General features: G+C 68.6%; 19 protein-coding genes. 13 read left to right on the plus strand and 6 right to left on the minus strand.

Features of this window, described 5'->3' with window-relative positions; translation table 11 throughout:
* Positions 1 to 6: 6 nt before the first annotated feature.
* The 4 genes from fdhF (at position 7) to JL37_RS12340 (ending at position 5,245) form a co-directional block, all read left to right on the plus strand.
* Positions 7 to 2,883 carry a formate dehydrogenase subunit alpha gene (gene fdhF, locus JL37_RS12325; protein WP_043544422.1) on the plus strand — a complete coding sequence of 959 codons (2,877 nt, stop codon included), beginning with the start codon at positions 7 to 9 and terminating at the stop codon, positions 2,881 to 2,883.
* 29 nt (positions 2,884 to 2,912) lie between these two features.
* The gene (gene fdhD, locus JL37_RS12330) at positions 2,913 to 3,737 is read left to right on the plus strand and encodes a formate dehydrogenase accessory sulfurtransferase FdhD (protein WP_052097133.1); all 825 of its coding nucleotides are present in this window, start codon (positions 2,913 to 2,915) and stop codon (positions 3,735 to 3,737) included.
* 18 nt (positions 3,738 to 3,755) lie between these two features.
* On the plus strand, positions 3,756 to 4,013 hold the full coding sequence (locus JL37_RS12335; protein WP_043544423.1) for a formate dehydrogenase subunit delta: 258 nt from the start codon (positions 3,756 to 3,758) through the stop codon (positions 4,011 to 4,013).
* Positions 4,014 to 4,126: 113 nt separating this feature from the next.
* On the plus strand, positions 4,127 to 5,245 hold the full coding sequence (locus tag JL37_RS12340; protein ID WP_052097128.1) for a class I SAM-dependent methyltransferase: 1,119 nt from the start codon (positions 4,127 to 4,129) through the stop codon (positions 5,243 to 5,245).
* A gap of 30 nt (positions 5,246 to 5,275) precedes the next feature.
* Here JL37_RS12340 and JL37_RS12345 read toward each other — a convergent pair whose 3' ends face one another.
* The 3 genes from JL37_RS12345 to JL37_RS12355 form a co-directional block, all read right to left on the minus strand.
* On the minus strand, positions 5,276 to 5,959 hold the full coding sequence (locus JL37_RS12345; RefSeq protein WP_043544424.1) for a DUF1345 domain-containing protein: 684 nt from the start codon (positions 5,957 to 5,959) through the stop codon (positions 5,276 to 5,278).
* A gap of 69 nt (positions 5,960 to 6,028) precedes the next feature.
* Entirely contained in the window at positions 6,029 to 6,553 is a 525-nt protein-coding gene (locus tag JL37_RS12350; protein ID WP_043544425.1) for a chromate transporter, read from the minus strand.
* On the minus strand, positions 6,550 to 7,125 hold the full coding sequence (locus tag JL37_RS12355; RefSeq protein WP_043544426.1) for a chromate transporter: 576 nt from the start codon (positions 7,123 to 7,125) through the stop codon (positions 6,550 to 6,552). Before JL37_RS12355 ends, JL37_RS12350 begins: the two co-directional genes overlap by 4 nt.
* A 191-nt stretch (positions 7,126 to 7,316) precedes the next feature.
* On the opposite strand from JL37_RS12355, the gene JL37_RS12360 reads away from it, so the two are divergent.
* From JL37_RS12360 to JL37_RS12375, 4 genes are all read left to right on the plus strand, one after another.
* Positions 7,317 to 8,243: a LysR substrate-binding domain-containing protein gene (locus tag JL37_RS12360; RefSeq protein ID WP_043544427.1), complete on the plus strand. Its 927-nt coding sequence runs from the start codon at positions 7,317 to 7,319 to the stop codon at positions 8,241 to 8,243.
* 58 nt (positions 8,244 to 8,301) lie between these two features.
* Positions 8,302 to 9,105 carry a glutamate racemase gene (gene murI / locus JL37_RS12365; RefSeq protein WP_043544428.1) on the plus strand — a complete coding sequence of 268 codons (804 nt, stop codon included), beginning with the start codon at positions 8,302 to 8,304 and terminating at the stop codon, positions 9,103 to 9,105.
* A 103-nt stretch (positions 9,106 to 9,208) separates the two neighbouring features.
* Positions 9,209 to 9,634, plus strand: a complete 426-nt coding sequence (locus tag JL37_RS12370) for a universal stress protein (protein ID WP_043544429.1) — start codon at positions 9,209 to 9,211, stop codon at positions 9,632 to 9,634.
* A 17-nt stretch (positions 9,635 to 9,651) separates the two neighbouring features.
* Complete coding sequence (locus JL37_RS12375; RefSeq protein WP_043544430.1) at positions 9,652 to 10,080, plus strand: universal stress protein; 429 nt, start codon at positions 9,652 to 9,654, stop codon at positions 10,078 to 10,080.
* Positions 10,081 to 10,109: 29 nt separating this feature from the next.
* Here the strand turns inward: JL37_RS12375 and JL37_RS12380 are convergent, their stop codons facing one another.
* From JL37_RS12380 to JL37_RS12390, 3 genes are read right to left on the minus strand one after another with little or no spacing between them, the layout of a single operon-like run.
* Complete coding sequence (locus JL37_RS12380) at positions 10,110 to 11,480, minus strand: sensor histidine kinase (protein WP_043544431.1); 1,371 nt, start codon at positions 11,478 to 11,480, stop codon at positions 10,110 to 10,112.
* Positions 11,481 to 11,485: 5 nt separating this feature from the next.
* Positions 11,486 to 12,148, minus strand: coding sequence for a response regulator transcription factor (locus JL37_RS12385; RefSeq protein ID WP_043544432.1), 663 nt, complete (start codon positions 12,146 to 12,148; stop codon positions 11,486 to 11,488).
* Entirely contained in the window at positions 12,148 to 12,471 is a 324-nt protein-coding gene (locus JL37_RS12390) for a PepSY domain-containing protein (RefSeq protein WP_043544490.1), read from the minus strand. Before JL37_RS12390 ends, JL37_RS12385 begins: the two co-directional genes overlap by 1 nt.
* Before the next feature lie 223 nt (positions 12,472 to 12,694).
* On the opposite strand from JL37_RS12390, the gene JL37_RS12395 reads away from it, so the two are divergent.
* The 5 genes from JL37_RS12395 (at position 12,695) to JL37_RS12415 (ending at position 18,258) form a co-directional block, all read left to right on the plus strand.
* On the plus strand, positions 12,695 to 13,012 hold the full coding sequence (locus tag JL37_RS12395; protein WP_197064601.1) for a PepSY domain-containing protein: 318 nt from the start codon (positions 12,695 to 12,697) through the stop codon (positions 13,010 to 13,012).
* 54 nt (positions 13,013 to 13,066) lie between these two features.
* Positions 13,067 to 14,383, plus strand: a complete 1,317-nt coding sequence (locus JL37_RS12400) for a sorbosone dehydrogenase family protein (RefSeq protein WP_043544434.1) — start codon at positions 13,067 to 13,069, stop codon at positions 14,381 to 14,383.
* Between the two features lie 119 nt (positions 14,384 to 14,502).
* Positions 14,503 to 15,207 (plus strand): SDR family oxidoreductase, encoded by a 705-nt coding sequence (locus tag JL37_RS12405; protein ID WP_043544435.1) that lies wholly within the window; start codon positions 14,503 to 14,505, stop codon positions 15,205 to 15,207.
* Positions 15,208 to 15,307: 100 nt separating this feature from the next.
* Complete coding sequence (locus JL37_RS12410; RefSeq protein ID WP_043544436.1) at positions 15,308 to 16,876, plus strand: DUF1800 family protein; 1,569 nt, start codon at positions 15,308 to 15,310, stop codon at positions 16,874 to 16,876.
* Positions 16,877 to 16,890: 14 nt separating this feature from the next.
* The gene (locus tag JL37_RS12415) at positions 16,891 to 18,258 is read left to right on the plus strand and encodes a DUF1501 domain-containing protein (protein WP_043544491.1); all 1,368 of its coding nucleotides are present in this window, start codon (positions 16,891 to 16,893) and stop codon (positions 18,256 to 18,258) included.
* Positions 18,259 to 18,431 lie beyond the last annotated feature (173 nt).

Below are 18,431 nucleotides of genomic sequence, written 5' to 3' on the forward strand. Positions count from 1 at the left end.
ACCGCCATGCTAGAAACCGTCATCAAGCGCGACCGCGACATGGGCACGCCGGCGCGCGAGTCCGCCGAGACCGTCACCCTCACCATCGACGGCCAGGCCATCACGGTGCCGGCCGGCACCTCGCTGATGCGCGCGGCCGCGGAAGCCGGCATCAACATCCCCAAGCTGTGCGCCACGGACAGCCTGGAAGCCTTCGGCTCGTGCCGGCTCTGCCTCGTGCAGATCGACGGCCGCCGAGGCTACCCCGCCTCGTGCACGACCCCGGCCGAAAACGGCATGGTCGTCCATACCGAGACGCCGAAGCTGCATGAACTGCGGCGCGGCGTCATGGAGCTCTACATCTCCGACCATCCGCTGGATTGCCTGACCTGCCCGGCCAACGGCGACTGCGAGCTGCAGGACATGGCCGGCGTGGTGGGGCTGCGCAACGTGCGCTACGGCTACGATGGCGCCAACCACCTGAAGAGCGAGAAGGACGAATCCAACCCGTATTTCACCTATGACCCGTCCAAGTGCATCGTCTGCAACCGCTGCGTGCGCGCCTGCGAGGAAACGCAGGGCACGTTCGCGCTGACGATTTCCGGCAAGGGCTTCGAATCGCGGGTGTCGCCGGGCCAGGACCAGCCGTTCCTGGACAGCGAATGCGTGTCCTGCGGCGCCTGTGTGCAGGCCTGTCCGACTTCGACCCTGCAGGAAAAGACCGTCATCATGATGGGCCAGGCCGAGCATTCGGTCGTGACCACCTGCGCGTACTGCGGCGTGGGCTGCGGCTTCAAGGCCGAAATGAAGGGCCAGGAAGTGGTGCGCATGGTGCCCTGGAAGGACGGCCAGGCCAATCGCGGCCATTCCTGCGTGAAGGGCCGCTTCGCCTGGGGCTACGCCACCCACAAGGAGCGCGTGCTCAAGCCCATGATCCGCAAGCGCATCACCGATCCCTGGAAGGAAGTGTCCTGGGACGAGGCGATCAACTACGCAGCCTCCGAATTCCGCCGCATCCAGGACCAGCACGGCCGCGACGCGGTCGGCGGCATTACGTCGTCGCGCTGCACCAATGAAGAGACCTGGCTGGTGCAGAAGCTGGTGCGCGCCGCCTTCGGCACCAACAACGTCGATACCTGCGCGCGGGTCTGCCACTCGCCCACCGGCTACGGCCTGAAGCAGACGCTGGGCGAATCCGCCGGCACCCAGACCTTCGATTCGGTCATGCATACCGACGTGGTCATCGTGATGGGCGCCAACCCCAGCAGCGGCCACCCGGTGTTCGCCTCGCGCCTGAAGCGCCGCCTGCGCCAGGGCGCCCGGCTGATCGTGATCGATCCGCGCCGAATCGAGCTCGTGAGTTCGCCGCACATCAAGGCCGATTTCCATCTGCAGGTGCGGCCGGGAACCAACACCGCGCTGCTGTCCTCGCTGGCGCATGTGATCGCCACCGAGGGGCTGATCGATGAGGCCTTCGTCGCCGAGCGCTGCGAAGCCAAGCCGTTCAAGGAATGGCGCGACTTCGTGTCGCTGCCCGAGAACTCGCCGGAAGCCATGGAGGAAATCACCGGCGTGCCCGCGCAGGCCGTGCGCGGCGCGGCCCGCCTGTACGCCACGGGCGGCAATGGCTCCATCTATTACGGCCTGGGCGTGACCGAGCACAGCCAGGGCTCGACCACGGTCATGGCGATCGCCAACCTGGCGATGGCCACCGGCAACGTCGGCCGCGAAGGCGTGGGCGTGAATCCGCTGCGCGGACAGAACAATGTGCAGGGTTCGTGCGACATGGGCTCGTTCCCGCACGAACTGCCGGGCTACCGCCACATCTCCGACGACGCGGTGCGCGGCCAGTTCGAGCGCGACTGGGGCGTGACCCTGCAGCCCGAGCCCGGACTGCGCATTCCCAATATGTTCGATGCCGCGCTGGCCGGTTCGTTCAAGGGCCTGTACTGCCAGGGCGAGGACATCGTGCAGTCCGACCCCAACACCCAGCACGTGGCGGCCTCGCTGGCGGCCATGGAGTGCATCGTGGTGCAGGACCTGTTCCTGAACGAAACGGCGAAGTACGCGCACGTGTTCCTGCCCGGCTCCTCGTTCCTGGAGAAGGACGGCACCTTCACCAATGCAGAACGCCGCATCTCGCGCGTGCGCAAGGTGATGGAGCCCAAGAACGGCAAGTCCGACTGGGAAGTGACGGTGGCGCTTTCCAATGCGCTGGGCTATCCCATGGACTACCGCCACCCCAGCGAGATCATGGACGAGATCGCCCGCCTGACGCCGACCTTCGCCGGCGTCAGTTACGACAAGCTGGACAGGCTGGGCAGCCTGCAATGGCCGTGCAACGAGGAGGCGCCGGAAGGCACGCCGATCATGCACATCGACGAATTCGTGCGCGGCAAGGGCAGGTTCATGATCACCAAGTACGTCCCCACCGACGAACGCAGCACGCGCCGCTTCCCGCTGCTGCTGACGACGGGCCGCATCCTGTCCCAATACAACGTGGGCGCGCAGACCCGGCGCACGCCGAACGTGGTGTGGCATGGCGAGGACTTGTTGGAGCTGCATCCGCAGGACGCGGAGGACCGCGGCGTGCGCGACGGCGACTGGGTGGGCGTGCAGAGCCGCGCGGGCGAAACCGTGCTGCGCGCGACGCTCACCGACCGGGTGCAGCCGGGCGTGGTATACACCACGTTCCACTTCCCCGAATCCGGCGCCAACGTCGTCACCACCGACAGCTCCGACTGGGCGACCAACTGCCCCGAGTACAAGGTGACCGCCGTGCAGGTCACGCGCGTTTCCCAGCCCTCGGAATGGCAGCGCCAATGGTCGCGCTTTGCCGACATCCAGCAAAAGCTCCTGCGCGAACGCGAGCGCGAAAGCGAAGCGGCGCTGGCCGGGAAATGACCGCCGGACAGAACCGCCACGTCGCATCCATGCCCCCGCCACTGCCTACATCCCGCTCCGACTGCGCGCAGGTCCAGGTGACCCGCCTGCGCGCAGGAGCCATCGAGCCCGGCGCCGAAGCCGATTACGTTGCCCTGGAAACGCCGGTGGCGCTCGAATTCAACGGCATCAGCCACGCCACCATGCTGGCGACCCCCGCCGACCTCGAGGATTTCGCCCTGGGCTTCGCGCTGTCCGAAGGCATCGTCTCGGGCGTCGGCGACGTGCGCGGCATCGACCTGCTGCCGCAACGCGATGGCATCGTGGTCCAGGTCGAGATCTCCACCGCCTGCGAGGTCCGGCTGAGATCCCGGCGGCGCGCCATGGCCGGCCGCACGGGGTGCGGCCTGTGCGGCGTGGAAACGCTGCCCGAGGTGCTGAGGCCCGTGGCGCCCATCGCCAACACCGCGCCCGTGCGTTTCCAGTCCGTGCTGGCCGCCATGCGCGACATCCGCGCGCTCCAGGCGCTGCATGACCTCACCGGCGCTACGCATGCCGCGGGCTGGGCCGGCGCCGACGGAACGATGACGCTGGTGCGCGAGGACGTGGGCCGCCACAACGCATTGGACAAGCTCATCGGCGCGCTGGCGCGCCAGGGCGCGCGCGCGGGCGACGGCATCGTCGCCGTGTCCAGCCGGGCCAGTTTCGAAATGGTGCAGAAGACGGCGTCGGCCGGGATCAGGGTGCTTGCGGCGGTATCCGCGCCCACCTCCCTGGCGATCCGCCTGGCGAACGAGGCCAACCTGACACTGCTCGGCTTCCTGCGCGGGGACGACGCCACGCTGTACGCCCACCCTGAACGCATCATTACCTGAACCGGACCTCACCCAAGCATGGAAATCGGCAACCTCATCCGCATGGCCAATCGCATCGGCCAGTTCTTCGAAGCGATGCCCGACCGGCAGGAAGCGCTGGAAGGCGTGGCCAACCACATCCACAAATTCTGGGAGCCGCGCATGCGCAACGAGCTCCTGGATTTCCTGGCGCAGCAGCCCGACGGCGATGCCGGCGAAGAACGCCTGCATCCCCTGGTGCTGGAAGCGGTCACGCAGAACCGCGAGCGCCTTACCCCGCTTGCCCGCGCGCAGTAGGCAACACGGCGCGAAGAAGGGCGAAGCTGCTACATTGGCAGCCCGCGCCCTTTTTCTTTTGCGTCCCGAATGATTCCCCTGCCCCGCGCGCCCCGACCTGCTGGAGCCCCACGTTGACCGTCCCCGAAATCCTCTGGGAAGAAAACCAGACCCCGCGCGCCGCGCGCTGGCGCTCCGAAAGCGGCGCCGCGCCGCCCAAGCGCGTCGTGCTCGCGGACGACACCCTCACTGCGGACATGGCGTATCGCCAGGCCTGCGAAGGCGTCGGGCTGCTGTGGCGCGGCGACTTCCAGAACGCCCGGCAACTGCTGCAGGCCATGACGCGCCGCGTCGACAAGCGCCCCCGCAAGCCCGTGGACACCCTGCTGGACGCCTTCAACCAGCACCGCCAGATCCAGTCGCAGCGCGCGCGCATTCTCGGCATGCTGCTGATCCCCTTCGACGCCGGCCACGGCATCCCCCTGCGCCGCGCGCCCGACGCGCGCCTGGCCTGCGAAGCGGCCCACGGCCCCGCCGCCGAGCCGTACGTGGCGTCTTTGAGAGAGCTGCTGGGCCTGATCGGCGCCTTCGAATGGCGCAAGAAGGGCGTGGAGATTCCCGCGCTGGGCGCCCGCATCCATCCGCATTACGGCGTCTTCTCGCCCGTGCGAGGCGAATACGTGGAGCTGGTGGCGCGCGCGCCGCTGCCGCCCGGCGATACCGCCTTCGATATCGGCACGGGCACCGGCGTGCTGGCGGCCGTGCTGGCGCGGCGCGGCATCAAGCGGATCGTGGGCACTGACCAGGATGCCCGCGCGCTGGTCTGCGCCCGCGACAACCTGAAACGCCTGGGCCTCGAAAAACAGGTGGAGCTTGCGCAGGCCGACCTGTATCCGGAGGGCCGGGCGTCGCTGGTCGTCTGCAATCCGCCCTGGCTTCCGGCACGCCCCAGCTCGCCGGTGGAACATGCCGTCTATGACCCCGACAGCCGCATGCTGCGCGGCTTTCTGGGCGGGCTCGCGGCGCATCTCGCGCCCGCAGGAGAAGGCTGGCTGATCCTGTCCGACCTGGCCGAACACCTGGGCCTGCGCAGCCGCGAACAGCTTCTGGAAATGTTCCGCCAGGCCGGCCTGCGCGTGGTGGACCGGCTCGATACCCGCCCCACGCACGGACGCGCCAAGGATCCGTCCGACCCGCTCCATGCGGCGCGCTCGAAGGAAGTCACGTCGCTCTGGCGCCTGGCTGCCGCGTAACCCCGGCGCGGGCCTCCGGCCCGCGCCCGGCTACACCCGCCCCGCCGCCACGTTCACGCTGATGGCGATGATGAAGACGTTGAAGAAAAAGGCGATGACGCTGTGCGTCAGGGCGGTGCGGCGCAGCCGACGGTTCACGATCTGCACGTCCGACACCTGGAACGTCATGCCCAACACCAGCGCGAAATAGGCGAAATCCCAGTAGTCGGGCTCTTCCGTGCCCGGGAAGTCCAACCCCTTGTGCATGGCGTTGCGATGGCCGTAATAGCCATGGGCGTAATGCAGCGCGAAGATCATGTTCATGTAGAGCCACGACAGGATGATGGTCGCCGCGGCGGCCAGCATGGCGATCGCACTGCCCGCGCCGCCCTCGCCCTGCAGTTCCACCCACAAGGCCATCATCACCATGCACGACAGCGCCACGCTGCTCCACAGCACTCCGGAGCGCCCGACGTCCTGTTCCTGGGCATGGCGGCGCATGGACTCGGCGCTGGTCCGGCCGAATACGCGGGCCGTCGCCACCAGGAAGACGAGCGCCCCGGCGTCGAACCCTAGCAGCAGCGCCAGCATCAGCTGCACGCCGGCGGCGTACAGGCCGGCCGCCATGACGAGCAGCAGGCCCGCGCACAGCACGAGGCGCAGATGCGCGTGGAAGAACGGCAGGCTGCCGGCGGATGGTGCGGAGGTCTCGGGCTCGAAGTCCTTGAGCGGCATGGCAGGCTCCTGCGCTCGGCTCCCCCGGGCCTTGCGCCCGCGGGGCCTTTCCGGATTGAAGCCCCTACCCTAACCGATGCCGAGCAAACCGGCCAGCGCGCCGCCGAACAGCAGCCACAGGGGATGGATGCGGGTGACGCTGCCCAGCAGCGCCACCACGGCGGTAATGATCCCCAGCAGCCAGGTATGGACCGACGCCTCGGTAATGAGCGCCGCGCTGGCGGCCACCAGCCCCACCGTCATCGGGAAGATGCCCGCCTGGACGACGCCGCGCCACGGACGGTCCTTGAATCGCTCCCACAGCCCCAGGGCAATGACCGTGATGACGGAGGACGGGCCGAACTTGGCGATGGTGGTGACCAGCATGCCCAGCCCTCCGGCCACGTGCCAGCCGACCAGCGTGACCACCATGAGGTTGGGGCCCGGCGCGGCCTGCCCCAGGGCGAAAAGCGCGGAGAAATCCGCCGCCGTCATCCAGCCGTGCACCTCCACCACCTGGCGCTGCATCTCCGGCAGGATGGTATTGCCCCCGCCGAAAGCCAGCACGGACAGCTCGGAAAAGATCAGGGCCAGGGCTATCAGGGTATGGATCATCGACGCTGCCTCCAGACCATCAGGATGCTCAGCGGCGTCAGCACCGCCATGGTGGGCAGGAGCGGGATCCGCAGCACCGCGATGGCGATGAAACAGGCCGTGGCGACCAGGCCCGCCAGCCAGTCCCTGCGCTTGAGCACCGGGGCGCCGATCTTCACCGCCATCGAGATCAGAAGCCCCGCAGCCGCGGCCGCCAGGCCGGCGAACAGGTGCTGGATGTGCGGATCGTCCTGGAACCGGTCGTACACCATGCCCAGCAGGACCACGATGGCCGATGGCGCCAGGATCAGGCCCATCAGCGCCGCGAAAGCCCCCCGCGGGCCGCGGAACTTCATGCCCAGCGCCACCGACAGGTTGATGATGTTGCCGCCGGGCAGGAACTGGCACAGCCCGAGCAGGTCGGTGAATTCCGGGCCGCTGAGCCAGCGGTGCTTTTCGACGACCATGCGGCGCGCCAGCGGCAGCGCGCCGCCGAAGGCGGTCAGGCCCAGCATGAGAAAGCCGTAGAACAGTTGCCCGCAAGTGGGCGGAGGCCGGAGCCCGGCCTCAGGGGTGGAAGGTACTGCGTTCATGGTTTTTATGGCCGCGTTGCTCCGGGACAACCCACCGTCCGGAGGCGGCGCGGGCATCTTGTGCCGCCGGCAGGGCCGGCGCGTGGGAGCGGACACGATGGTATTCGGGGGTGGACAAAGAGATTGCAGCCTACTCCTCCACCAAGATAATGTCTAATATATGACTTATTCATAAACCATATCGATTACATATGGCATCCGTAGACTTGCGCCTGCTGCGCTACTTCGTGGCCGTGGCCGAGGAATCCCACCTGACCAAGGCCGCGGCGCGGCTGGGCATCCGCCAGCCGCCGCTGTCCCAGCAGATCCGCGTGCTGGAACAGGAACTGGGGGTCACGCTGTTCCACCGCCTGCCGCGCGGCATGGAACTGACCGAAAGCGGCCGCGCGCTGCTGGACGACGCGCGCAACATCATCGCGCTGACGGAACAGGCGGTGGAAGGCGTGCGCCGCGTATCGCTGGGCGAGGCCGGACGCCTGACCGTCGGGTTCACGGGATCGGCCGCCTTCCACCCCTTCGTGCCTTCCGTGATCCGGCGCTTCCGCGAAAGCGCGCCGAACGTGCGGCTGGTGCTCGAGGAAAGCAGCACCGGCGAACTGATGGAAGACGTCAGCGAGGGCCGCGTGGACGTGGCCTTCATCCGCGGGGCCTACGGCCCGGACCGCGGCGTGGTGGTGGAAACGGTGCTGGAAGAAACCATGCTGGCCGCGTTTCCCGCCGACCATCCTGCCGTCAAGGGGCGCGCGCGCAAACGCATCGCACTGTCCGAACTCGCGGACGAATCCCTGATCCTCTACCGCCGCCACAGCGGCCCGGGCCTGTACGACGCGATCATCAGCGCCTGCAGCGCCGCCGGGTTCAGCCCGCGCGTCGCCCAGGAAGCGCCGCGCATGCTGTCCACGCTGAGCCTCGTGGCCGCGGGCCTGGGCGTTTCCCTGGTGCCCGCGTCTCTGCGCCGGGTGAACATCGAGGGCGTGGTCTACATCAGCGTGAGCCAGCCGACGGAACTACGGGCTCCGCTGAACCTGATCTGGCGCGACGCGCCCCTGTCCGGCGCGGCGCGCAGGCTGATCGAAGAAGCGCGCCAGCACCGCAAGGAATCCCTGGCCCAGGGCTGAGCGGCCCGCTGCCGTCCTGGCGCTACACTGCCGGACACCCGCAATCCGTATTGCTTCCATGTTTTCCGAATCTCCCATCGGCATCTACGACTCCGGCGTCGGCGGCCTGAGCGTGCTGCGCGCCATCGGCGACGCCCTGCCCCACGAATCCCTGCTCTACGTAGCCGATTCCGCCCACGTGCCCTATGGCGAAAAGACGCAGGAATACGTGGAGCGCCGCGCCAGCACGCTGGCCGACTATTTCGTGTCGCGCGGGGCCAAGGCCATGGTGGTGGCCTGCAACACGGCAACCGCCGCGGCCATCGCGCAGCTGCGCCAGCGCCATCCCGGGCTGGCCATCATCGGCGTGGAGCCCGCCATCAAGCCGGCGGCGCACCTGACCCACAGCGGCGTGGTCGGCGTGTTCGCCACCACGGGCACGCTGGCCAGTCCCAAGTTCGCCGCCCTGGTCCGGCGCGAAGCCCCCGAAGTCCGCATCCTGTTCAGGCCCTGCCCCGAATGGGTGCGGCTGGTGGAACGGGGCGTGCTCGACGGCCCCGAGGCCGAGGCCGCCGTACGCGCCCCCGTCGCGGAACTGCGGGAAGCAGGCGCGGACGTGCTGGTGCTGGGCTGCACGCATTTTCCCTTCCTGCGCGATGCGATCCAGGCGGCGGCCGGCCCCGGCGTGCCGTTGCTGGAAACCGGCGCTCCCGTGGCGCGCCGGCTGCGCCATCAATTGCAGGAGCGCGGCCTGCTGCGCACCGGCGGCCCCGGCCGGCTGCGGCTGGAAACCAGCGGCGGCGCCGACGCCCTGGCCCGCCAGGCCAGCCTCCTGCTCGGCCAGCCCCTGTCCGCGGACACCCTGGCCGAACGCTGGCGCTGATCGGCCGCGGTTTGATCCCGCGCATTTCGCGCTGGCGGGATTCGGCGAATAATGGGGATACCGTGGGCGGCACCTCGCCTGCGGCGCGCGCAAGGAGACGCTAGTGAAACGCATCCTGATCCCCGTGGACGGCTCGCAGCAGTCCACCCACGCCGTGAAGGCCCTGCTCGACGCCCGCCGTTACGATCCGGTCGAGCGCGTGGAGCTCCTGACCGTCCAGATCCCCCTGCAGGCGGGCAAGATCGGCCGCGGCCTGTCCCAGGCGGAAATCGACGCCTACCACCAGGAAGAAGGCCAGGCCGCCCTCCAGGCCGCCAGCGCCCTCCTGGCCGAGGCCGGCGTGCCCTTCCAGGCCCGCGTCGAAGTGGGCGCGGCGGCGGACACCATCGTCCGGGTCGCCAATGAATCCGAGGCGGACGAAATCTACATGGGCTCGCGCGGCCTGGGCTCCGTATCGTCCTGGTTCCTGGGATCCGTCGCGACCCGCGTCCTGCACCTGACGGAATTGCCCGTCACACTGGTCAAGTAACGCATCGAGGAGCAACCATGCTGAACATCCTGGTCCCGGTCGACGGCTCCGACAATGCCAACCGCGCGGTGCTGTATGCGCGCCAGCTTGCCCAAGGCGCCGGATCCGCGCGCATCCACATCCTGAACGTCCAGACGCCCGTGCAGGGCCGGGCCGGCCTGTCCCGGCTGATCACGCAGGACATGATCGACGATTTCTACATCCGCGAAGGCCAGAAGGCCACGGAAGAGGCGCGCAAGCTGCTCGACGTGACCGGCACCGGCTACGCCAGCCACGTCGCCTTCGGCCACGTGGCGACCGAAATCGCCGGCTATGCGCGCGACCATGGCTGCGCGCGCATCGTCATGGGCACGCGCGGCAACGGCTCGCTGGCGAACATCCTGATCGGCTCCGCCGCCAACCAGGTGCTGCAGCTGGCCGACGTCCCCGTCACGCTGGTGAAGTAAGGCGGGGCCGCCTAGGCGGGGCCGCCGCGTCACGCGGCCGGCAGCCGCAACGACGCCCTGAGCCCGCCCAGCGGGGAGCGCGCCGCGCGCACCTCGCCGCCATAGGTGCCCGCCAAGTCGCGCACGATGTCCAGCCCCAGGCCCGAACCCGGACGCTGCTCGTCCATGCGCACGCCGCGCAGGAAGATGCGTTCGCGCTCGTGGTCTTCGATGCCCGGCCCGTCGTCATCGACGTGAATCACCAGGCGTCCGGGCCCGTCCTGCTCCGCTGTGACCTGCACTTGTCCGGCCGCCCATTTGCAAGCGTTGTCCAGCAGGTTGCCCAGCATTTCCTGCAGGTCCTGCTGTTCGCCGCGGAACACGAGGCCTGGCGGGATATCCCCGCCGCCGATACGCAGATCGCGCTGGGCATACAGGCGCCGGACCACCCGCAGCAGCCCTTGCGCCGTTTCCGCCAGGGGCGTGCGCCCGTCGGCGGCGCCGGAGGACGCGGCGGCCCTGGCCCGCGCCAGGTGGTAGTCGATCTGGCGGTTCGCCATGCCGACCTGCTCGCGCACCAGGCCCGCCAGCGGGCTGTCCTCGCGCGCGGCGGCATTGGACAGGATGGCCAGCGGCGTCTTCACCGCGTGCGCCAGGTTGCCGGCCTGCGTCCGTGCGCGCTGCACGATCTCGGCGTTCATCGCCAGCACCTTATTGAAATCATCGACCAGCGGCTGGATTTCACTGGGAAAACTGCCCTCGATGCGGCTGCTGTCGCCCGCGTTCTGCGCCGCCAGCTGCCGCCGCAGGCGGGCCAGCGGCCGCAGGCCGACCAGCACCTGCACCACGGCGGCAAGCGTCAGTCCCGCCGCCAGCGCGCCCAGCGCGATCGCCAGCATGTGGTTGAAGCGCCCGATGGGTTCGGCCAGCACGGCGCGGTCTGCGGCCACCAGCAGGCGCAACGGAGCCGCGTCCTCTTCCGCCGGCTTCAGCACGCGCGCCAGCACGGCCAGCTTGCGCCCCGCCGGCCCCGCGACGTCGTGGACCTGGTCGCCCTCGCTTGCCGATGGCAGCGGCACATCCAGCGTCTGGTCCCACAACGACCGCGAGCGCGCCACGCCGAGCGCTGCCGGCCGCCCGTCCTCGGGCAGGCGGTCGATCTGCCAGTACAGGCCGGACAGGGGCTGTTCCAGCCGCGGATCGCTCAAGGGCGGAGCGACCACCGGCCGCCCGTCCGGACCGATGTTGACCGCCGCCGTGAGTTGGTTCAGGTGCAGCGTCAATTCCGCCTGCAACTGCTGGGTGATGTGCTGGCGGAACAGGCTGGCCAGCCCCCAGCCCGCCAGGGCCACCGACAGCAGGATCCAGGCCAGCGTGCCTGCCAGCAGCCTCAGCCGCAACGACCCCGCGGGGCGCCGCATCGGCGTCACCCTCGGGCCGCCAGGCGGTAGCCCAGGCCGCGCACGGTCTCGATCGTGTCCGGCGGCAGCTTTTTGCGCAGCCGGCCGATGAAGACTTCGATGGTGTTGGAATCGCGGTCGAAGTCCTGCGCGTAGATATGCTCGGTGAGCTCGCTGCGCGACACCACCTCGCCGGCGCGCTGCATCAGCACCGCCAGCACCTTGAACTCATGGCTGGTCAGGGCAAGCGGCCGTCCGTCGATGCTGGCCCTGGCCTGGCGCGTGTCCAGCACCAGGGGGCCGCAACGCCATTCGGCGCTGGCGTGCGCGGTACTGCGGCGCAACAGCGCCCGCACCCGCGCCAGCAGCTCTTCCATGTGGAACGGCTTGGTCAGGTAATCGTCCGCGCCGGCATCGATGCCCGCCCCCTTCTCGTGCCAGTTGTCGCGCGCGGTGAGAATCAGCACCGGCATGTTGCGCCCGCCGGCCCGCCACGCCTTCAGGACGGTCAGGCCGTCCATCACGGGCAGCCCCAGGTCCAGCACCACCGCGTCGAACGCTTCCACATCCCCAAGGTATCGCGCCGATTCGCCGTCGGCGGCTGCGTCCACCGTGTAGCCTGCGGCGCGCAGCGCCTCGGCGAGCTGGCCGGCCAGCGTGGGTTCGTCTTCAACCACGAGTATGCGCATCAGGGCTTGCCCTTGAATTTGATGTCGCGGCCCTTGATCCCGAGCAATGTGCCGTCGCGCGCGTCGATCTTCAGCTTGAGGACGCTGCCGCCGCTTTGCAGCACCCGGATCTCGTAGATGAACTCGTCGTCGTCTTCCTCGAATTCGACCTTGACCACCTGCCCCGGAAAATCGCGCTCGACGATGTCCAGCACCGCGCCCAGCGGCAGCACCTTGCCCGCCTCGAGCGCCTGGCGCGCGCGTTCGTGGTCGCTCTCGTCGGCCAGGCCGGCCACGGGGCCTGCGGCCAGCGCGAACGCCAGCGCGCCAGCCGCGAGGACCAGGCCGCGGCGCCTATGGCGGGAGATTCGGTTTCCACGGTCGCGCAAGGCGGGGCCTCTCTTTAAACTTTAAACGGGGATGGATAGAGCGTCTTTTATACCGCGCAACGGATGAACCCCGCATGAACGGCGGCTTCAGAATCAGTTCATGCGCCGGCCCCAATAATGGCCGCAGGGTCGTGAAAACGGCCTTATCCACTCAGTCAAACCCTAGGAGATATCCATGATGACGCGCATTCAGAAAACCCTGGCAGTCCTGGCGATCGGCGGCTCTGCCCTGGTGGCGGGCGCGCCGGCCTTCGCGCAGGCCGCGGCGCCCCAGGCCCCGGCCCCCGCCGCGGCCACCGCCCCCGCCGCCCCGATGCTGACGATCCGCCAGGTCTACGACAAGATGGAAGCGGCCGGCTACCGCAACATCTCCGAGATCGAACGCTCCAGCAAGCACGGCTACGAGGTCAAGGCCTACGATCCGCAAGGCCAGCGCGTCAAGCTGTACGTCGATCCGCAAACCGGCGCCGTGACGCGCAGCCGCTTCGACGATTGAGCCCCTGAGGGCTCCGAGCCTGAGTATGATGGGACATCGTCCTGGAGTCGCATCATGCAGATCCTACGTATCGTGGCCGCGGCCGGCCTTGCGCTGGCCACGCTCGGCGCCTGCGGCGAAATGGCCAGGCTGCCCGTCGAGGCGGGCATGGGGCCCTCGCCGCAGATCCCGGCTCCCAATCCCACCCTGATCCCCACCGTCAAGACCGCCAAGGCGGTCGGCTGGCCCGCCGGCGCGCACCCGGTGGCCGCTGGCGGCATGGAGGTGACCGCGTTTGCCTCAGGCCTGGATCACCCGAGGTGGCTATATGTGCTGCCCAACGGCGACGTACTGGTCGCCGAGACAAATGCGCCGCCCAAGCCGGAATCGGCCTCGGGCGGCCTGAAGGCATGGGTCGCCGGCCTGGCGATGAAGCGGGCCGGCGCCAGGACGGCCAGCGCGAACCGCATTACGCTGCTGCGCGACGCCGATCACGACGGTGTCGCGGAAACCCGCCATGTGTTGCTGGAGGGCCTGAATTCTCCCTTCGGCATGGCGCTCATCGGCAACCGCCTTTATGTGGCCAATGCGGACGCCGTGATGCGCTTCCCTTACGAAACCGGGCAGACCCGCATCGACTCTTCCGGCGAGAAAGTCACCGACCTGCCCGCCGGCATCAACCACCATTGGACCAAGAACCTGCTTGCCAGCCCGGACGGCGGCAAGCTGTACGTGTCCGTGGGTTCCAACAGCAACGTGGCCGAGAACGGCATGGAGATCGAAGAAGGCCGGGCCGCCATCTGGGAAATCGACGTGCCCAGCGGCGCCAAGCGGCTGTACGCCACGGGGCTGCGCAATCCCGTGGGCATGGCCTGGGCGCCGGACGGCAAGACGCTCTGGACCGCGGTGAACGAACGCGACGAACTGGGCAGCGACCTCGTGCCCGACTACATGACCTCGGTGCGCGACGGCGGTTTCTACGGCTGGCCCTATAGCTACTTCGGCCAGCACGTCGATATCCGCGTGAAGCCGCAACGGCCCGACCTGGTCGCGCGCGCCATCGTGCCCGATTACGCGCTGGGGCCGCATACCGCATCGCTGGGCCTGGCCTGGTCCGGCGGCGCAAAGCTGCCCGAACCCTTCGTGGGCGGCATGTTCGTGGGCCAGCACGGCTCGTGGAACCGCGACCCGCGCAGCGGCTACAAGGTCATCTTCGTGCCCTTCGGCAAGAACGCGCCCAGCGGCCCCGCGCGCGACGTGCTGACGGGCTTCCTGAATGAAAGCGGTGAAGCCCAGGGCCGGCCGGTCGGCGTGGCCATCGACGGCCAGGGCGGCCTGTTGGTGGCCGACGACGTGGGCAACGTGGTCTGGCGCGTCGGCGCCGCGCCTTAGAGCCTGCCTGCAGGCCTTAACTCCCTTCCGGAAGCCCTGCCCCCGGCTCGGGAACCTCCTCCGCGCCCGGGACTCGCCCCTACAATGGCCGATCCAGAGCATCAGACACAGGAGCGAGCATGAGCACGGAAAAAGTGGCGATCGTCACCGCTGGCGGCAGCGGCATGGGTGCGGCGGCGGCGCGCAAGCTGGCGGCCGACGGCTTCCGCGTGGCCATATTGTCTTCCTCCGGCAAAGGCGAAGCCCTGGCCCAGGAACTGGGCGGGTTGGGCGTCACGGGCTCCAACCGCTCTCCCGAAGACCTGTCCCGCCTGGTGGACGCTACCCTGCAGAAATGGGGCCGCGTCGACGCGGTGGTCAATAGCGCCGGCCACGGCCCCAAGGGCCCGTTGCTCGAAATCAGCGACGACGATTGGCACCTGGGCATGGAGTTCTACCTGCTGAACGTCGTGCGCATTGCGCGCCTGGTCGCGCCGGTGATGAAGCAGCAGAAGCACGGCGCCATCGTCAATATTTCCACCTACGCGACCTTCGAGCCCGAGGCGCTGTTCCCCACCTCGGGCGTGTTCCGCGCTGGGCTTGCCGCCTTCACGAAAGTCTTTGCCGACGAGTACGCCGAACACAATGTGCGGATCAACAATGTGCTGCCGGGCTTCATCGACAGCCTGCCCGAAAAGGAAGACCGGCGCGTCCGGATCCCGATGGGCCGCTACGGCACGGCCGAGGAAGTCGCGGACCTGATCGCCTTCCTGGCGTCCGACGCCTCATCCTACATTACTGGCCAGAACATCCGCATCGACGGCGGCATCACGCGCTCGGTCTGACCCTCACGCTTTTGGACTAGTCCCTCATCCGAATGACGGTATTGAAGCCCGCCCGGGGCTTCAGTACCGTAGGTTTTCGCATTCGACGAGGTGCCTGCGCATGTCCGCTACGCCGTCAGCGGCTGCGCCGCAGTCCGCTGCCCCTTCTTCTCCCCGCCGTCCCACCCCGGGCCAGGCCTCGCGCTTCCTGGCGCAGGCGACCTTCGGGCCCACGCCTGCCGACATCGACGCCGTGGTGCGCGACGGATACGCGGCATGGCTGGACGCGCAGCTGGCGCTTGCCCCATCGCAAACGCATTTCGACTGGCTGCTCCAGCAAGGGAAGAACACCGAGGAGTTCAAGGGCAACGGCATCAACGCGCCGCTGGAATCGACGCTATGGCGCAAGTTCATCAGCGCCCCGGACCAGGTGCGCACGCGGGTGGCTTTCTCGCTGTCCGAGATCTTCGTGGTGGGCGTGTCCTCCATCACGGCGTCGTGGCCGCTTTTCGGCGCGGCGGGGTTCATGGACCTGCTGGCCGAGCACGCTCTGGGCAACTACGAGGAATTGCTGGCCGCGGTGAGCCAGAACCTGTCGATGGGCTGCATGCTGACCTATCGCGGCAACCGCAAGGAAGACCCAAAGACAGGCCGCCATCCCGACGAAAACTACGCCCGCGAAATCATGCAGCTGTTCAGCATCGGCCTGCTGGAGCTGGAGCCCGACGGCTCGATCAGGACGGTCAACGGTGCGCCCGTGGAAACCTATTCCAACGCGGACGTGCAGGGGCTGGCCAAGGTGTTCACCGGCTGGGACATCAACGGCCCGGAAACGGATGTGGAGTTCCATCGCCGGCCGATGGCGCTGAACAATGCGCTGCACTCGATGGCCGAGAAGCGTTTCCTGGGCGCCGTCATTCCGCCGGGCACCGATGGCCATCTGTCTCTAAAGCGCGCCGTGGAAGTCATCAGCGCCCATCCCAACGTAGGGCCCTTCATCGGCACGCAGCTGATACAGCGGCTGGTCACCAGCAACCCCAGCCGCGCCTATGTCGGGCGCGTGTCCGCGGTATTCGACGACGACGGCGCGGGCGTTCGCGGCAACCTGAAGGCCGTGGTGCGCGCCATCCTGCTGGATCCCGAGGCTCGCCATCCGGATCTGGCCGCGCCGGACTGGGGCAAGGTGCGCGAGCCCATCCTGCGCTTTTCGGGATGGGCCCGGGCCTTCGAAGCCCGGTCCACCAACGGCGCCTGGGCCATGCCCGACACCACCGACAACACGATACGGCTGGCCCAGAGCCCGATGCGCTCGGCCAGCGTCTTCAACTTCTTCCGCCCGCGCTACGTGCCGCCGGTGACGGAGCTGGCGCGCCGGCACCTGGTGGCGCCCGAACTGCAGATCACCGACGAAACCAGCGTTGCGGGCTACCTGAACTTCCTGGCGATCTATGTCGACCGTGGCTGGGAAGACCTGCAAACCCCGTATACCGCCGAGATCGCGCTGGCGCGCGACCCCGCAGCGCTGGTGGCGCGGGTGGCGCTGCTGCTGGCAGGCGACGCGTTCTCGGATCAGACCGCCGCCGCGATCGCCCAGGCAGTGTCCTCGATCCCGCCAGAACGCCCCCGCGACCGGGTGCGCGCCGCAATCACGCTGGTGGCCGCCAGCCCTGAATACCTGGTGCAGAAATGAACCGCGGCCCGACGATGAAAGGCTCCTCCCGTCGCGAATTCCTGCTGCGCGCGTGCGCGCTGGGCGCGAGCCACGCGGCTGCGCCGATGGCGCTGAACCTGGCGGCGCTGGGCGCCGCGGCGGCGCAGTCCGCGCCCGGCGACTACAAGGCGCTGGTGTGCGTGTTCCTGTATGGTGGCAACGATCCCTACAACTCAGTGGTTCCGTATGACGCGGCGGCGTACCGGGCCTACGCCCAGGCGCGCGGCGACATCGCGCTTGCGCGCGATGCCTTGCAGGCAACGGCGCTGCGCGGCAAGGAGGCCGCGCCGGGCGGAGCGCAATTCGCGCTGGCGCCCTCCCTGGCGCCGCTCAAGCCCCTGTACGAAGCCGGCGACATGGCGGTGCTGCTGAATATCGGCCCGCTGGTCGTGCCGACGACGAAGGCCGAATACATCGGCGCGCGCGTGCCCCTGCCGCCCAAGCTGTTCTCGCACAACGACCAGCAGTCGTATTGGCAGGCGCTGGCGCCGGAGGGCGCGTCTTCCGGCTGGGCAGGCAGGCTGACGGACCTGTTCGCCAGCGCCAACGCGCAGCGCACATTCACGGGCATCACGGCAGGCGGCAGCACCGTGCTGCTCGCCGGCCGCCGGGTCGCGGGCTACCGCGTCGGCATCCATGGGTCGACTCGCATGGAACTGCTGACGCGCGATATGTATGGCTCCAGCGACTGCACCGCGCTGCTGCGCAAGCTGATCACCCAGCCGCGCGAGCACCTGATGGAGCGCGAGCTGTCGCGCATCGCCGCGCAGTCCATCGACGCCGACACGAAGCTGCGCGCGGCCCTGGCCGACGTGGCGGTGCCGGGGGATTTCTCGTCGCCCCTGGCGCAGCAGCTTAAGATCGTCGCCCGCATCATTGGCGCCCGCCAGGCGCTCGGGGCGCGGCGCCAAGTGTTCTTCGTCTCGCAGAACGGCTACGACAACCACGCCGGCCTGAACGACACCCACCCTGCGCTGCTGCGCGAACTCGGCCAGTCGCTGGCCGACTTCCAGCATGCGTTATCCGCGATGGGCGTGGCGGACCAGGTTACGACATTCACCGCGTCGGAATTCGGCCGCACGCTGGGATCGAACGGGAACGGGTCCGACCATGGTTGGGGTTCGCATCATTTCGTGCTGGGCGGCGCGGTCAAGGGCGGCCGCTATTACGGCCAGCACCCCGAGATCGCCCGGGACGGCCCCGGCTTCGTCGACAACGGACGCCTACTGCCCACGCTTGCCGTGGACCAGCTCGGCGCGGCGCTGGGCGGTTGGTTCGGCGCCAGCCGCGAAGACTTGGCCCTGGTCTTCCCCAACCTCAAGCACTTCGGCCCTGAACCGCTGGCCTTGTTCGAGGGCTGATGGGTTGCGCGCGTTCGACGGCTGGGTTATTGCCACGACCTTTTCGCGCTACACCCATCCTACAGATCGTGGGATGGATATGGTGCGAGACACGCCAAAGAAGCACCCAGCCCCCAAAACGCGCGTAACCCATCAAGCAATGCAGCCATGTCAGAAATCGCGAAAAACATGAT

The organism is Achromobacter sp. RTa, from assembly GCF_000757485.1.
GTDB lineage: Bacteria > Pseudomonadota > Gammaproteobacteria > Burkholderiales > Burkholderiaceae_B > Achromobacter.

Excerpts from the sequence above, each read along its gene's own strand:
- JL37_RS12380 (WP_043544431.1), bottom strand. The coding sequence starts at position 11,480 with ATGCGGCGCCCCGCGGGGTCGTTGCGGCTGAGGCTGCTGGCAGGCACG.
- JL37_RS12410 (WP_043544436.1), top strand. The coding sequence starts at position 15,308 with ATGTCCGCTACGCCGTCAGCGGCTGCGCCGCAGTCCGCTGCCCCTTCT.
- JL37_RS12350 (WP_043544425.1), bottom strand. The coding sequence starts at position 6,553 with ATGATCCATACCCTGATAGCCCTGGCCCTGATCTTTTCCGAGCTGTCC.
- murI (WP_043544428.1), top strand. The coding sequence starts at position 8,302 with ATGTTTTCCGAATCTCCCATCGGCATCTACGACTCCGGCGTCGGCGGC.
- JL37_RS12355 (WP_043544426.1), bottom strand. The coding sequence starts at position 7,125 with ATGAACGCAGTACCTTCCACCCCTGAGGCCGGGCTCCGGCCTCCGCCC.
- fdhD (WP_052097133.1), top strand. The coding sequence starts at position 2,913 with ATGCCCCCGCCACTGCCTACATCCCGCTCCGACTGCGCGCAGGTCCAG.
- fdhF (WP_043544422.1), top strand. The coding sequence starts at position 7 with ATGCTAGAAACCGTCATCAAGCGCGACCGCGACATGGGCACGCCGGCG.
- JL37_RS12345 (WP_043544424.1), bottom strand. The coding sequence starts at position 5,959 with ATGCCGCTCAAGGACTTCGAGCCCGAGACCTCCGCACCATCCGCCGGC.
- JL37_RS12400 (WP_043544434.1), top strand. The coding sequence starts at position 13,067 with ATGCAGATCCTACGTATCGTGGCCGCGGCCGGCCTTGCGCTGGCCACG.
- JL37_RS12405 (WP_043544435.1), top strand. The coding sequence starts at position 14,503 with ATGAGCACGGAAAAAGTGGCGATCGTCACCGCTGGCGGCAGCGGCATG.
- JL37_RS12395 (WP_197064601.1), top strand. The coding sequence starts at position 12,695 with ATGACGCGCATTCAGAAAACCCTGGCAGTCCTGGCGATCGGCGGCTCT.
- JL37_RS12415 (WP_043544491.1), top strand. The coding sequence starts at position 16,891 with ATGAAAGGCTCCTCCCGTCGCGAATTCCTGCTGCGCGCGTGCGCGCTG.
- JL37_RS12385 (WP_043544432.1), bottom strand. The coding sequence starts at position 12,148 with ATGCGCATACTCGTGGTTGAAGACGAACCCACGCTGGCCGGCCAGCTC.
- JL37_RS12360 (WP_043544427.1), top strand. The coding sequence starts at position 7,317 with ATGGCATCCGTAGACTTGCGCCTGCTGCGCTACTTCGTGGCCGTGGCC.
- JL37_RS12335 (WP_043544423.1), top strand. The coding sequence starts at position 3,756 with ATGGAAATCGGCAACCTCATCCGCATGGCCAATCGCATCGGCCAGTTC.
- JL37_RS12375 (WP_043544430.1), top strand. The coding sequence starts at position 9,652 with ATGCTGAACATCCTGGTCCCGGTCGACGGCTCCGACAATGCCAACCGC.